4 protein-coding genes, 4 pseudogenes and 1 other annotated feature are annotated in these 14,476 nt (G+C 49.6%); of the genes and pseudogenes, 5 read left to right on the top strand and 3 right to left on the bottom strand.

Annotated features, from left to right (window positions below; translation table 11 throughout):
* Positions 1–52: 52 nt before the first annotated feature.
* From M977_RS23285 to M977_RS23275, 3 genes are all read left to right on the top strand, one after another.
* The gene (locus M977_RS23285) at positions 53–1,480 is read left to right on the top strand and encodes a TolC family protein (protein WP_064519398.1); all 1,428 of its coding nucleotides are present in this window, start codon (positions 53–55) and stop codon (positions 1,478–1,480) included.
* Between the two features lie 279 nt (positions 1,481–1,759).
* Positions 1,760–4,729: a C2 family cysteine protease gene (locus tag M977_RS23280; RefSeq protein ID WP_064519395.1), complete on the top strand. Its 2,970-nt coding sequence runs from the start codon at positions 1,760–1,762 to the stop codon at positions 4,727–4,729.
* A 248-nt stretch (positions 4,730–4,977) separates the two neighbouring features.
* Positions 4,978–10,467, top strand: coding sequence for a C2 family cysteine protease (locus tag M977_RS23275; protein ID WP_064519392.1), 5,490 nt, complete (start codon positions 4,978–4,980; stop codon positions 10,465–10,467).
* Between the two features lie 100 nt (positions 10,468–10,567).
* Here M977_RS23275 and M977_RS25080 read toward each other — a convergent pair.
* From M977_RS25080 to M977_RS25930, 3 pseudogenes are all read right to left on the bottom strand, one after another.
* Positions 10,568–10,863 (bottom strand): annotated as a pseudogene (locus M977_RS25080) (integrase core domain-containing protein); the annotation flags it as partial.
* A gap of 16 nt (positions 10,864–10,879) precedes the next feature.
* Positions 10,880–11,910: pseudogene (locus M977_RS25075) on the bottom strand (IS110 family transposase).
* A 343-nt stretch (positions 11,911–12,253) separates the two neighbouring features.
* Positions 12,254–12,647 (bottom strand): annotated as a pseudogene (locus M977_RS25930) (IS3 family transposase); the annotation flags it as partial.
* Positions 12,440–12,558: a sequence feature (AL1L pseudoknot), on the bottom strand. Its footprint overlaps the pseudogene before it by 119 nt.
* 242 nt (positions 12,648–12,889) lie before the next feature.
* Here M977_RS25930 and M977_RS25400 point away from each other — a divergent pair.
* Together M977_RS25400 and M977_RS24720 are read left to right on the top strand one after the other, a co-directional pair.
* Positions 12,890–13,480, top strand: coding sequence for a hypothetical protein (locus M977_RS25400; RefSeq protein ID WP_157092130.1), 591 nt, complete (start codon positions 12,890–12,892; stop codon positions 13,478–13,480).
* A gap of 247 nt (positions 13,481–13,727) precedes the next feature.
* A pseudogene (locus tag M977_RS24720) lies at positions 13,728–14,170 on the top strand (DDE-type integrase/transposase/recombinase).
* Positions 14,171–14,476 lie beyond the last annotated feature (306 nt).

The raw sequence follows: 14,476 nt of genomic DNA, 5'->3' as shown, positions 1-14,476 counted from the left end.
GTCATTGGATATTTCCTCTCGCCACTGATTCAACATACACATGAGAGCCTGAATGAACGGTAAAAAATATTTATTACCCCTCTGTCTGCTGGGACTGCTGGTACAACAAGCGGCTTTCGCGGAGGGATTCAGTCAGTTATTAGACGATCCCTTACAGACACAGCCTGAACAACTGCAGTCGGGTGCCACATTGCCTGATGCCAGCCGCATTAGCTGTAGCCAGTCTGTGGATTTCAGTCAGCCAATGACGCTCAGCGGTGCTGTTGATACCGCCTTGTGTAATAACCCGCAGATCCGGGCAACCTGGGCGGAAATCAAGGTACAAAGCGGTGTAGTCGGTGAAGCGCGCGCCGCTTATCTGCCGACCCTCAGTGGCTCGGTCAGCCGTCTGCGGGATTCGACTGTTTATTCCGCAGGCTCGCAGGCGCCTGGTGTGACCAGCACCGGGAATCAGTATTACGGCTCGTTAAACTGGCGTTTATTTGATTTTGGTGGCCGAGCAGCCAACCGGGAATCAGCCAACCAGATGTTACTGGCCGCCGTTGCAGGCCATGATGCTGCGCTACAAAAAGTTATGGTATCCGTTATTCAGGCCTGGTTTGAGACATTGACCAGCCAGGCTGAAGTGGACGCGCGACAGCATATCGCTGAGCTGGCCCGGCAGACGCTGATTGTGGCAAAGCGTCGTGAAAATCTGGGCGCATCTGCCCAGGATGACACCCTTCAGGCAACCACTGCACTGGCGAAAGCAGAACTGACCGCCATGCGTGCCAGCGGGGATTATCAGAAAAATATTGCCCTGCTCAGACAGGCTATGGGGATCGACCTGGCAACGGAGATCACGTTACCCAGACAACCAGAACGGGTTATTCCCTCGGATATACACGATCTGAACGAATGGTTAAAGCAGGCAGAAGACAGGCACCCGGCGATACAACAGGCACGGGCAAAATGGGCGGCAGATAAAGATAAAATCATCTCGGTACGTTCAGATGGCTTACCGACTGTCGACCTGACCGCACATATGTCACGCAATGGTTTTCCGAACCAGGGATTGTCGAGTATTAACCAAACCAACAAGGATATCGGGATCACTATCTCCATACCGTTGTTTGATGGATTCAGCCGACATTATAAGATCCTTGAGGCCCGGGCGCAGGCTGAACAGAGCGAGGCGCAAATGGAAGACACCACGGCACAAATTATGACGGATGTTGTGAAAGCTTACGCGGATGCCAAAACCGCACTCAATGTGCTGACGGCGAGCCAGCAGCTTCTTGATGCCGCGCAGAAATCCGTGCAGTCGGTTCAGCGGCGCTATGACAAAAATGTTGCTGATATTCTTGAAGTGATGAATGCGCAGTCTGCTCTGGCAGACGCTCAGCAACAGAGAATAGAAGCCATTGCGGCCTGGCAGTCTGCAAGATTAAGTTTACTGGCCAACACGGGGATATTAAGTAAGTTATCTGAAGGCAGTTAAAATAAATAGGCAACAAAAAATCATAATTAAATTAATTTTTAAAGAGAGAGGTGTTTCATCATTCAATGAAACACCTCTGTAGCATGAAATAATAACTTACACACCTGAATGTTGATTATTTAAAAACACGCAGATAGTATTAAATTACTTTTCATTACAAAGCCAAATTTTAATTTATAAACAACGATATTTGTCATTAGTTTCCTGATGGTTTGTGTGAAAACACATTTATTCAAATCCAGCAGACACAACAATTCATTTTTATTAATGGGTAAGCTCATGACTGATTCAACACAAGCCACATCTGTCACACCGGATCTTAATATAATTAATACATGGACGGTTTCGGATTACGCGTTATTAACGGCGGATCTGGTCAGTCAAATGACCATTACGCAAATCCAGGCTCTTCAGCACCCTGAATGGATCCCCGCTGCAGCTGTCGCGGGATTGACAGCAGACCAGGTCCCTGCGATTAATGTCACCGGACTGTCAGCCGCATGGCTCAACAGTCTGAGTCTGCCAGCATTGCAGGCCCTTTCAGCCACTCAGCTAAACCAGATCACCGCCGCCACAGTCAAAGCACTGGACAAAGCCCATTTGTCTGCCCTTACTGCCTCACAGGTCAGCACGATGAATAACCTGGATAGCCTGAGTAAAACACAGCTGGGGCTTCTTGATATTTCAGGGCAATCCACCACCCAGATTGCGGGCTGGACTTCGGCACAGTATGCAACCTTGACTGCACAGCAAATCACCTCATTAAGTACTGAACAAATCCAGGCAATTCAGCACCCTGAATTGCTCCCCACTGCGGCTGTCGCGGGGTTAACCGCCGCTCAGGTTTCTGCCATTAATGTGAATTTGTCCGGACTTCCAGTGGCGTGGTTAAACGCGCTCAGCACAACGGCAATCCCGGGGCTGACCGATGTACAGCTTGGGCAGCTCACCGCGGCTCAGGTTGCCGGTATGACTAAATTAAGTTCGATGACCTCTGCACAATTTGGTTTGTTAAATATCTCCGGGTTAACAACCTCAACCATTGGGAAATTGAGTCAGACCCTGTACCAGGGGATCACTGCACAGCAGATTAGCTCACTGAGCGTGACGCAAATTAACGCGATGGCACATGCTAATTACATGTCTGATACCGCTGCTGCAGGATTTACCGCCGAGCAGATAGCGGGCTGCACGTTTAATTTTTACTGGTTCTCGGCAGGCTGGCTCAATAATCTGAGCACCGCGGCATTTCAGGCTATCAGCTGTGACCATCTCAACGAGATTAGCTCAGCCAAACTCGGTGCGCTGGACAATACCCATATGGCCGCGCTCACGGCAGACCAGCTGGCGGGTATCACCACAAGCTTCAGCTGTTTCTCCGCTTCCGCGTTAAACAGCATCACTACCACCGCCTTCCAGTCCATCACCTCAGCACAACTTAATAAGATAAGTACGGCGAATTTAGCCGCGCTGGATAACAATCATCTCTCCGCGTTAACCGCAACTCAGGTCAGTGCGATGACGCACCTGAGCGCACTGAGCAGTGACCAGTTTGGATTACTGGATATTTCTGCACTCCCGACAACCGCGATTGCCGGCTGGAAACAGGCGCAGTACAGCGGGCTGACGGCACAACAGATGTCCACACTGAGTCCTGAGCAAATTCAGTCGATGAAGCATCCTGAATGGCTACCCGTTTCCGTTGCCGGTGGAATGAAACCTGAGCAAGTCGCCTCGCTTGGTACTCAGCTCTCCCTGCTGCCTGCCGGCTTCGTGAATAATCTGAGTGTTCCCGCCTTCCAGTCGCTCACGACCAGCCAGCTGGCCAACCTGACGCCTGCCATCATCGCAAGCCTGGATGTCAGTCATATTCAGACTTTGGGCAGCGATGTGTTGCAGTCTCTTAATAATGACGAACTGCTGGGTATTTCAACCTCGTTGTCTGCACAACAACGGGGTACCCTGACTCAAAGCCAGCTGGCACTGTTATCCACGTCTGCCAGCACGGGCAGCGCACTGATTAATGGTCTGAGTGATTCCACGCTGAAAAACATCATGACGGCCACTGCGGCTGACAACACGTCGCTGTACAACTTTGAAACTGTTGAAAAAGTCCTGAAAAGCTTTGCCTCGTCGCTGACCGATCCACTGACCGCCACACAGTACGGCGATTTAACCAGCTACGTACAGACTATTGGCAGCGTCTGTGGAACGGATTCTTCGCTCTACTCGATTGTCAACGGGATGATAACAGGAGCTGGCGGTGCTTCGGTGCAGTTGGCCACGCCGGAGGTCGGGGTATTTACCCGCATTGGTTGCCTGGGGGTGGGTTCATCTGCAACGCAGTTTAACCAGCTCATCACCAACTGGATGGATGGCACTAATGCCCCATGCTCTTCTTCCACCGATGATACTGTGGGACGTCCACTCTTTGCTGATGGTGGCCCGACGATTAATGATATTCACCAGGGACAGGACGGTGACTGCTCCTTCCTGTCAGCTCTCCAGGGTGTGGTGACAACCAATCCTGATTTTATTAAGTCGATGTTTGTTCAGAACCCGAATAACACCTATAGCGTGCGGTTCTTTAATAACGGCGTACCGACCTGGGTCACGGTTGATAATAATGTGTTTGCCGACGGGAACAGTGTTGCCAGCTCCAGCTGGGTGGCGATTGCTGAGCGGGCAAACGTGGCATATGAATCCACCTATTCAAATCTTGACAACAGATATGCAAGCCTTAAAGGGGGATTCGAAAAGCTGCGGGAAATTACCGGCGACAGCACTACCGCTTTCTACGCCACCCGCACGACTGAAGATAAATGGAACAGCACGGATTTTGAACTGTTGAAAACCGCCGTACTGAACGGTGCGCCTGCGCAAATTTCCAGCTGGGAAAGCACTAAAGATGCCGTTACCGGGCAGACAAATTTTGTCAGTGCACATGCATTTGCCATTATCGGCTTTGATGATGCAACCAATGATTTTATCCTGACCAATCCGTGGGGAGCCGACCGTAACGATAGTAGCGTTGCCGGGACATTTGAAGCGTCAATGGATCAGATGTGGCAGCACGGAAGTTACAGCACAGGGATTGCCTTTGCGAATTCAAACGGAGCAAGTGGGGCTGCGGGGCAGCTGGTTACGGCTATGGCCACAATGGCCATAACGCCGGGGGCAAGCTCAGATGTGACAACAGCATTACCAGCTAATGCTAATACATCACTCATGGCAAAACCGCTGGTTTAATATTTTCCCAATGTATTAATACCCACTCCTATGAGTGGGCATTTTTTAAAAATGTATTAAATCAACCATGAGTAATAATCACCATCAGATTGCACATAACTAAAATATACCGACAGACATTAACAACTGGCACAGCAGGTTATTAAAAACAAAAAAAACGATTCACCGATATTGATATTAATGGGTAAAAGACCATCGCAAATTTATTTGCAAAACAACACACACATCTTTTCTGAAAAGGGTTATACATGGACAACGCTACTCAAGATACCGTTCTGACACCGGACTTTACTACCATCAGCACATGGAACAATGCTGATTACAATTTGCTAACAGCCGATCTGGTCAGCAGCATGACGATAGCTCAAATTCAGGCACTTCAGCACCCGGAATGGATACCCGCTACGGCTGTCAGTGGGATGACGGCTACCCAAATCTCTTCTGTTACCGCCAGTTTCGCCATTTTTTCTCCCGACTGGTTAAACGGACTGAGTATTTCCGCTTTCCAGGCGCTGTCCGGTACTCAGCTCAATCAGCTGACTCCCGCAACATTTGCCTTGTTGGACAACGCTCATCTTTCAGCTCTGAGCGCGACGCAAGTCAGTGCTTTAACCGTGCTCAGTGGCCTGAATAGCGCGCAGTTTGGCTTACTGAATATTGCCCAGATGACAACCTCAACCATTGCACACTGGAGCCAGACACAGTACCTCGGCGTGACCGCACAGCAAATTTCAACACTCAGTACCGCGCAAATTTATGCCATGCAACATACCTCCTGGATGCCGGCCTCTGCAGCCACTGCTTTTACCGCAGCCCAGGTGCAAAGTATTTACATCAGCATGTACTGGTTCTCTGCTGACTGGCTCAATAACCTCAGTATTTCCGCATTCCAGGGTATGACTCCAGCACAGTCCGCTCAGATTACGTCTTCCACGCTAAGTGGCCTGGATAATATCCATCTGTCTGCCCTGACAGCCGCACAGGTAGGCAGCATGAATAATTTTGATGGCCTGAGCAGCGCACAGTTCAGTTTGCTGAATATTTCCCGCATGCCGAACGCTGTGGTGTCAGGCTGGACCCTGACCGAATATAGCGGCCTGACGGCACAGCAAATTGCCACATTAAACCGTGGGCAGGTTCAGGCTATGCAGCACCCTGAGTGGATACCCGTTTCGGCGGTTGCCGGGTTTACGTCCAGCCAGACTCCATCATTGACTAATGACTTTTCTGCCCTGTCTTCGGACTGGTTAAATGCCCTGACGCTGCCCGCATTCCAGGCCGTTCCGGCAGAACAGCTTGGGGAAATAAACGCAACGGCGCTCAGTAATCTTGACAGCGACCACCAGTCTGCACTGGAAGAAAAAGCACCCTATATTGCATTAACCGCACAGCAAATTTCGGCAATGAGTGGAAGCCAACTTCAGGCATTAACACATCAGGAATGGATCCCGATTTCCGCAGCAAGCGGACTTTCAGCTGAACAAGTTGCGGCGCTGACGGTAAACTTTTCACTGTACCCTGTCGCATGGTTCAACAACCTGACGGCCTCAGCTCTTCGCGCCATTACCGTTACCGAGCTTAATCAAATCGATCCGATAATTCTGACTAGTCTGGATAATAACCATTTGTCTGCGCTTTCCGCCTCGCAGGTGGTTGGTATCGCAAATATTAATGTGTTCAATAGCGCGCAATTTGGGTTATTGGATATCTCAGCTTTACCCGCTACAGCTCTTTCATCCTGGACGACGACCCAATATGTAGGGGTGACTGCACAGCAGATTACAACGTTGACACCTGCGCAATTCCTCTCGATTGGACATACTGACCAGATCAATGCGCCCGCAATGAATGGGGCGACAGCAGCGCAAATGGCCATACTCAGTAGCTGGATGTTTTATTACTATTCTACGGCCTGGTTAAACAATCTGAGTGTGGCAACTTTCCAGACTCTGACGTCTGCCCAACTTAACCAAATCCAGACCAGCCGTCTTGCCGGGTTAGATAACACACATTTGTCGGCGCTTACCGCGACACAAGTTGCCGGAATGACGCATTTAAGTTCATTGAGTGGCGCACAATTTGCGTTACTTGATATTTCGGGGATGTCTGCCGCCGGACTCAATGCATTGAGCATCACGCAACTGCAATCAATAAGTGCTGTACAAATCGCACAACTTAGTGCCACGACGCTCAGTAATCTCGATAGCGCTCATTTATCAGTCATTAATGAGAAAAAAACCTATATCACCCTGACTGCACAGCAAGTCTCAGCTTTGACTGTTGCCCAAATTCAGGGGCTGGCCCACCCGGAATGGATCCCCACAACAGCGCTCAGCGGGCTGACACCAGTACAGATTACCGCTTTTTCTGCCAGCCTTTCTGCGTGCTCTGCTGACTGGCTCAATAATCTGAGCACCCAAACCTTCCAGGCCATCACAAACAACCAGATAAACCAGATCAGCGCCACAACGCTCAGCGGTCTGGACGCCAGCCATCTGTCTGCATTAACCGCGACACAAACCGCAGCCATGACAACCAGTTTAGCGACGCTGTCTTCTGCATGGTTCAATGGTCTGAATATCCCCGCATTCCAAGCGATCTCATCCGGAAAGCTTAATTTATGCACTGCGGCAACACTGAGCGGCCTGGACAACAGCCATATTTCGGCCTTAACCGCCACTCAACTCGGCGGTATGACAATCAGTTTTTCGTCATTCCCTGCCAGTTGGTTGAACGCCCTTAGCACGCAGACATTTAAGTCGTTATCAGCTACCCAGATTAACCAGATTAGTAACGCGAACCTTGCGGCCCTAGATGATACTCACCTCAGCGCACTGACGGCGGCACAGGTCGGTGCAATGACTCATTTAGGCGCTTTAAGCAGTGCGCAATTTGGTATGTTGGATATTTCCCTGATGCCAACGTCAGTTATTGCTAACTGGAGCCTGACTGAATATCACGGTCTGACTGCGAAGCAAATTTCAACATTAAGCCCTGCACAAGTCAGTGCTATCGTCTATCCCTCCTGGATGAATGGGTCCGCCGCCGCGGGTTTTACTGCCGCACAGGTGCCGAGCATCAGCGCGACCTTTTACTGGTTCACGGGCGCATGGCTGAATAATATGAGCATTCCGGCATTCCAGGCGATGACTGTAAGCCAGGCTGCCAATGTCACCCAGGAAACGTTGCAAGGTCTCAATGATGCACACCTTTCGGCCCTGAGTGCGGCGCAGACCGGCGCGATGCACAACTTTGCTAAACTGAGCAGCGCACAATTCGCCCTCCTAGATATATCCCAGTTAACGGCATCTGCCATTTCTGGCTGGAGTGGGGATAACTACAACGGCTTAACGGCGAAACAAATTACGTCACTCAGCCCGGCTCAGATTAATGCCATGTGGAATACTTCCTTGATACCCGCAGCCCTGGCCGGCAGTTTTACCGCCGACCAGGTTCAAAGCATCAGCACCAGTCTGTACTGGTTCAGCGCTGACTGGCTCAACAACCTCAGCATCCCAGCATTTCAGGGGATGACGCCAACACAGGCCAGCCAGATAACGTCTGCCACACTTAGCGGGCTGGATAACGCGCATTTATCTGCCTTAACCGCTGCACAGGTGGGTGGCATGAATAATTTCGGCAGTCTGAGCAGTGATCAGTTTGGATTGCTGAATATTTCTCAAATGCCAACATCAGTGATTTCTTACTGGAGTGGAACTGAATACACCGGAATTACTGCGCAGCAAATCGCATCGCTGAGCATCGCGCAAACCCAGGCCATTTCTCACACTGACTGGATCCCTGCAACCGCAGCCAGTGGGTTTACCGCCTCTCAGATACAGAGCTTTACGCTTAGTTTTTACTGGTTCACTGGCTCATGGCTGAACAACCTGAGCATTCCAGCATTCCAGGCCATGACATTGACCCAGGCTGGGCAGATTACTCAGGATACGCTTCAGGGACTGGATGATGCACATCTGTCGGCATTAAGTGCCGCGCAGGTTGGTGTGATGAACAATTTTGGCAGGCTAACCAGTGCACAATTTGGTTTGCTGAATATTTCGGCGCTGCCAGTATCTGTGATAATTAAACTGAATCAGACCGAGTACGCAGGTCTAACCGCACAGCAAATATCCACGCTGAGTACGGATCAAATTCAGGCTCTACAGCATGCTGACTGGCTTTCGTCTTCAGCTGCGGCTGGGGTTACAGCAGCGCAAATGCCCTACTTTGGCCATGCTGTTTCGCAGTTGTCCTCAGCCTTTATTAATAATCTGAGCCCTTCCGCTTTTCAGGCAATGACAGTAGATCAGTTTACGGCGATGAAACCTTCGGCAATTGTCGGCCTTAATGCAGAGCTCCTGAGCACACTGACCGACCGTTTGACGCTATTGAATGCCGATGAGTTACTGAGCGTCTCACCTTCATTGTCCACGCCACAACTGGGTCTTCTCAGCCAGGCTCAGCGCTCACTGCTGTCCGTATCAGGCTCAACGGGTGATTCACTGCTCAACAGTCTGAGTGATGCATCACTGAAAAGCATCATGACCTCAGTTGCTGCAAATAACAGTTCACTGTTTAGTTTCACTGCGATTGAGTCCGTACTGAAAGACTTTGTTGCCGGTATGACTGATACGTTAACCGCAGCTCAATATTCTGACCTGAGCAGCTACGCACAGAATATCGGCAGTGTCTGCGGAACGAGTTCCCCGATCTACTCGATTGTCAACGGCATGGTGACCGGTGCAGGTGGGGCTTCGGTCGACTGGACCTCACAGGATGACGGGACATTAACCCGCATTGGTTGCCTTGGCGTTGGCTCCTCTGCGACTCAGTTTAGCCAGCTCATTGCAAACTGGATGGACGGTACCAATAAACCCGCTTCTTCTTCGACCGCGAATACTCAGGGGCGGCCGCTGTTTGCGGATGGAGGCCCAACGATTAATGATATTTGTCAAGGTCAAGTCGGCGATTGCTCCTTACTCTCAGCCCTTCAGGCCGTGGTGGATGCAGATCCTAATTTCATTAAATCAATGATTGTTCAGAACCCGAATGACACTTACAGCGTCCGGTTCTTTAATAACGGAGTGCCTACCTGGGTCACCGTTGATAATAACGAGTTTAGCAGTGGTGCAAGTGTGAGTTCATCCAGTTGGGTGGCGATTGCCGAGCGGGCAAACGTGGCATTTGAAGCAACCTACTGGAATGACAATAACAGTTACTCCAGCCTGCCGGGCGGTTTCGAAAAACTGCAGGCAATTACCGGTGATAGCAACACAACCTTCTGGGATGGATGGACTGGTACTACTGAGAACACCTGGAACACTACGTATTTTGAAAGACTGAAAACCGCAGTCCTTAACGGTGCCCCTGCGCAACTTTCCAGCTGGGAGAGCTCGACAAATGCCACTACCGGGCAAACAAATTTTGTCGGTGGTCATGCCTTTGCCATTATCGGTTTTGATGCAGCAACCAACGATTTTATTCTCACCAACCCATGGGGGGCTTTCCGTACTGATGGCGTTCAGGGAACATTTGAAGCGTCAATGGATCAAATGTGGCAGCACGGCAATTTCAGCACGGGTATTGCATTCGCTAATTCCAATGGAGCAAGTGGTGCTGCCGGGCAACTGGTGACCGCAATGGCGACAATGGCCGCGACGCCAGGAGCATCTTCAGGTGTGACACCAGCATTACCAACCAGCAGCGCTCCTTTGTTAGTAAAACCTCTGGCTTAGTATTTTTCATCATGCCTATATCCACCCTTAGGGGTGGATATTAATCACTAATCTCAGCATTCCTCTATTCGCTATGAAACGCCCCGGTTTTCCTGAATGCTCAGGCTGCCACATCCCGGTTATTCAGTGAATCGTAATACGCTTTTTCTTCCTCTACTGGTGGGATATATCCGGTGCGTTCCATTAAACGGTGATGGTTGTATGAGTCCACCGAATTCAGCATAGCCTGCTCAACATCCTGCCGGGTTTTCCAGCCATCACCTCCGCTTTGTACAACCCATTGATACTTTCTGCCATCGCATTGTCATTCGAGTCCCCCGTACTGCCTGTTGAGGCCAGTAACACTGCCTCATGCAACCGCTGCGTGTACGCCATTGACACATATTGTGAACCTTTGACGCCCCTCTAAGGGTCAAATGGTAATTTGAGTGCTGTTGATCAAAATATTTTGATTACGTATAGATTTCACGTGATATGTACCTTTTCAGGCAACGCAGTGCTTCCATCTTGGTATGCCCTTCAGCTATTCGACTTGATACATATCCTTGTGTTTTTGCATCGATACGTAATCTTCCAATTGCGATGATATGCAATGCGCTGTTGGCTGCACGATCATCCCCCGCGGTTAAGCTTGTAGCGATTGGTTTTTCCCGAAGAGACAGGGCTTACGCCGGATAAAGCCGCGAATCCTGATTCTGAGTTCAGGCGATGAGGATTATCGCCGGCAGTAATCAAAAGCTGGGAAGCGCATTCATATTACACAGCTTTGCGTTTGATCAGATCGGGAGCCAGTTCGTCAACAATTGACGCTATCATGATATCCAGATCGGCTATTTCATCATTTAGTTCCAGATAGCGCCGGGCAAGAGACCTCAGGGCAATTCGATAAGCATCCACAACATTGCGACAACCGGTTACATCTGATCGTGAGGCGACCAGAGTCCAGATCAACTGCATTCATGTCATTTTTCGAGTTTGTTCGCGCAATTCATCGGAGGCCGAAATGATATTTGAAGGATCATTTGAGGAGTGATTTTTCTCACCGCTATGGCCGTTTTGCGACAAATTTTCAGAACCCGTAAAGATTCAATCATACCGTTGCGTGTTTTGGGCGTGACAGTGCGTATTCCTGAGAAAGCGGCATGTGCTGCACACTCAGCATCAATAGTGTTGTTTTTGCCCCGCTTGCGGCGTTCCATTCGGTCCGGTGATGTTACCTCAAGCACCTCGATACCTTCTTTCTGCAGATAACGAAGTAGCCCCGCGCCATAGCAGCCTGTGTTCAATGCCAACAAGGTTTACATATCCGAACGACGCCATCCAGTTCAACATTTGCCGATAGCTCTGACGGGTCGCGGGGAAAAATTCAGTTCCAGCAATCCGGTTATGCTGATCGACCATCGCCACGACATGTAGATCTTTATGCGTATCCACACTACCCATTATCTGAGCCGAAGGGACTGATTTTGTGATAACCATAAAAATATCCTTCACAGAGGCATCTGTTAATTCTCAAGGCAGATGACCCAGACAGGCCGGTAAAGAGACAAGCCGTCAGGCCCTTCTTGAGTCACGCGTACCGATGAGGAGAAGCCTCACATGAGGCAACCCACGGGCCCAAGGGAGGACACAATAGCGATCAATCGCTATGTGATTCAGGGAGCCGGAAAGTCTTCACTGCATCAGTGATCTCATCATCCAGAAAAAACAGCAAATATGATGATGAAAACTAACACCGGCATTATTACTGTCGCTGTGATGGATTGTGCCGCTCGGGTGTCTGGCACACAGTCCATCGAGCAACACTGGCGCCTTCAAGTTTTAACTGCCACCAGACCTTACGCACATCGTAAACGCTGTAGTTTTTTTCGTGGACACGCTGTATCTCAGGTATCAGTACGGCATCGCGCTTATCCCGACAGCTTCGCCGCTCCGGATACTTCCGGTGTTGCTGATGCCAGTAGTACGTTGACGGAGCAATATCCCCAGCTCTTGACAGACCGGCCCGACGCCGTGCTCACCGCTCAAATTCTCCAGAAGCGGCATTATTTTCTCCAGTGACGATCAAGCTCCGCCAGGACAAAATACGCTGAAGCCTGACGCAGAATGTCATTGCTTCGCCCCAGTTCCCGGTTTTCACGCTCCAGTTATTTAAGACACTGGCGTTCGCAGGTAGTCAGCACATCCAGCGCATCATCAACGGGCACCTGCTAACGGTGTCAGTGCCACGACTACCACTCTGCCAGTTACCGGGGCGGACGGTCAGCCACTGAAGAACACCCAGGTCACAGTGAAGGTGAACGGCACGGGCAGCATGTAACCACGGACAGCAACGGTAACGCCACAGTAACCCTGCCGGCGTCTATGATGCCGGGTGACAAGGTTATTCAGGTAGAATTACGGCCTTAGCCAGAATGTGACCGTGACCTATGCCCAACCGGCGGCGTCCGTGGATGCTTCGAAATCGGCCTTCACTACCAGACTGGCCAATATTTCGGGAGATAATGTCACCTCTACCACCCTGAGCTTCACACCGAAGGACTGCTGCGATAATTCGGAGAAAGAGATGAGTAACGTGACGTTTGCGGTGACCGGCACCACGGTGAGTGAAAACAACGGTGTTTACGCGGCGACACTGAACGAGAATACGAAGGTGACCGCTAAAGCAAATAGCAACACTATTTCATCAAAAACGGCAACATTAAATAATTATTCACCATTTAATAATACGGGCCCAACACTGACTGGAATATGTTCATCAACTGCAGGAGCAAGTTTTAGTGTGCATATTGAGAAACAAAGAGCACAAACCATTCGAATTTATTTAGGAACATCAGGTAATAATAGTGCTCTAGTGGACACAACCACGAATGCTAATGGTGATTACTCCGGAACTTGTACAGATCCAGAAATATCTACCGCAATAATGGCATCCGGTTCAGGAACTAGTCTTGTTATGGAAGTTCGAGTTAATGGGGGATGGGGTTTTGAACGCTATATTGTATGTAAATAACACAATTATTACCTGAATCTATTTAAAAAATTTGGCTTGATGGAGACTAAGTAACGAAAACAAGTCCCATAAAATTGGTGAAATTCATGGGGCTTTTAATAACGATGCCGGCAGATTTCATCGGTTTGAAGGCCAAGTGTAGGTTCTGTCGCATTAAGGCGCTAACGGGTAATATGCTGTTTTTTTTATATGATGTTTCTGACTTATATCCTTGATCTGAAAGGCCTTCAGTCGCCTTCATTACCCTATCGATGTTATCGCCCAGTGTGTTCGCTGGTATCTGGCTTACTCACTGAGTTTGCGCAACCTCGAAGAGATTATGGCAGAGCGGGGTATTCTCATTGACCATTTCACGCCTCATCGCTGGGCTATCCGCCTCGTACCGTTGCTGGATAAGGCATTTCGGCGACGTAAATGTACAGGGGTCGCCAACACGGCTGCGCTGGCCACACTCAACGCCGGTAAACCTGATGAAGAAACGATGACGGTCAGGCAGAGCAAATCGTAAAGCAGGACCATCGAAATATCAAACGGCGAATCCGCCCGATGCTGGGGTTCAAATCATTCCGGCGCACACAGACGATACTGGCAAACATTGAATTAATCCACATGATAAACAAGGGTTAGTTCCAGCCTTCAGCCGGTGACGGATTGTCACTGGTTGAACAGTTTCATCTGTTATCCGCTTAAAAAACAGCCAATGCAACTTCTGCCGCCCCAAGCCCCTCCGTCGTTAATGCGACAGAACCGGAAGGTCAGTATCGGCTTCATGAGTATCATTACTCATGTTATTTAGGTAAATAAATCACACGATATGAGTAACGCTACTGTTAGTGTCCGGTAAACAAACGACATAACTTATAATGACTTATCGTTCATTGATTGAGATCATAAAGGCAATAACTTTATTGCTGGTTCAGGCGATTTCTGATGGACGATAAAAAAAATCTCTCCCTGCATGTGATTACCTGGACCAACATTGTTCTGCAGTTTTCT

Origin of the sequence: Buttiauxella gaviniae ATCC 51604 (assembly GCF_001654835.1) — a bacterium.
In the GTDB taxonomy this organism is placed as follows: Bacteria; Pseudomonadota; Gammaproteobacteria; order Enterobacterales; family Enterobacteriaceae; genus Buttiauxella; species Buttiauxella gaviniae.
Note: the sequence above shows the minus strand (reverse complement) of the source record. Positions and strands in the feature narration are given on the sequence as shown.

Excerpts from the sequence above, each read along its gene's own strand:
- M977_RS23275 (WP_064519392.1), top strand. The coding sequence starts at position 4,978 with ATGGACAACGCTACTCAAGATACCGTTCTGACACCGGACTTTACTACC.
- M977_RS23280 (WP_064519395.1), top strand. The coding sequence starts at position 1,760 with ATGACTGATTCAACACAAGCCACATCTGTCACACCGGATCTTAATATA.
- M977_RS23285 (WP_064519398.1), top strand. The coding sequence starts at position 53 with ATGAACGGTAAAAAATATTTATTACCCCTCTGTCTGCTGGGACTGCTG.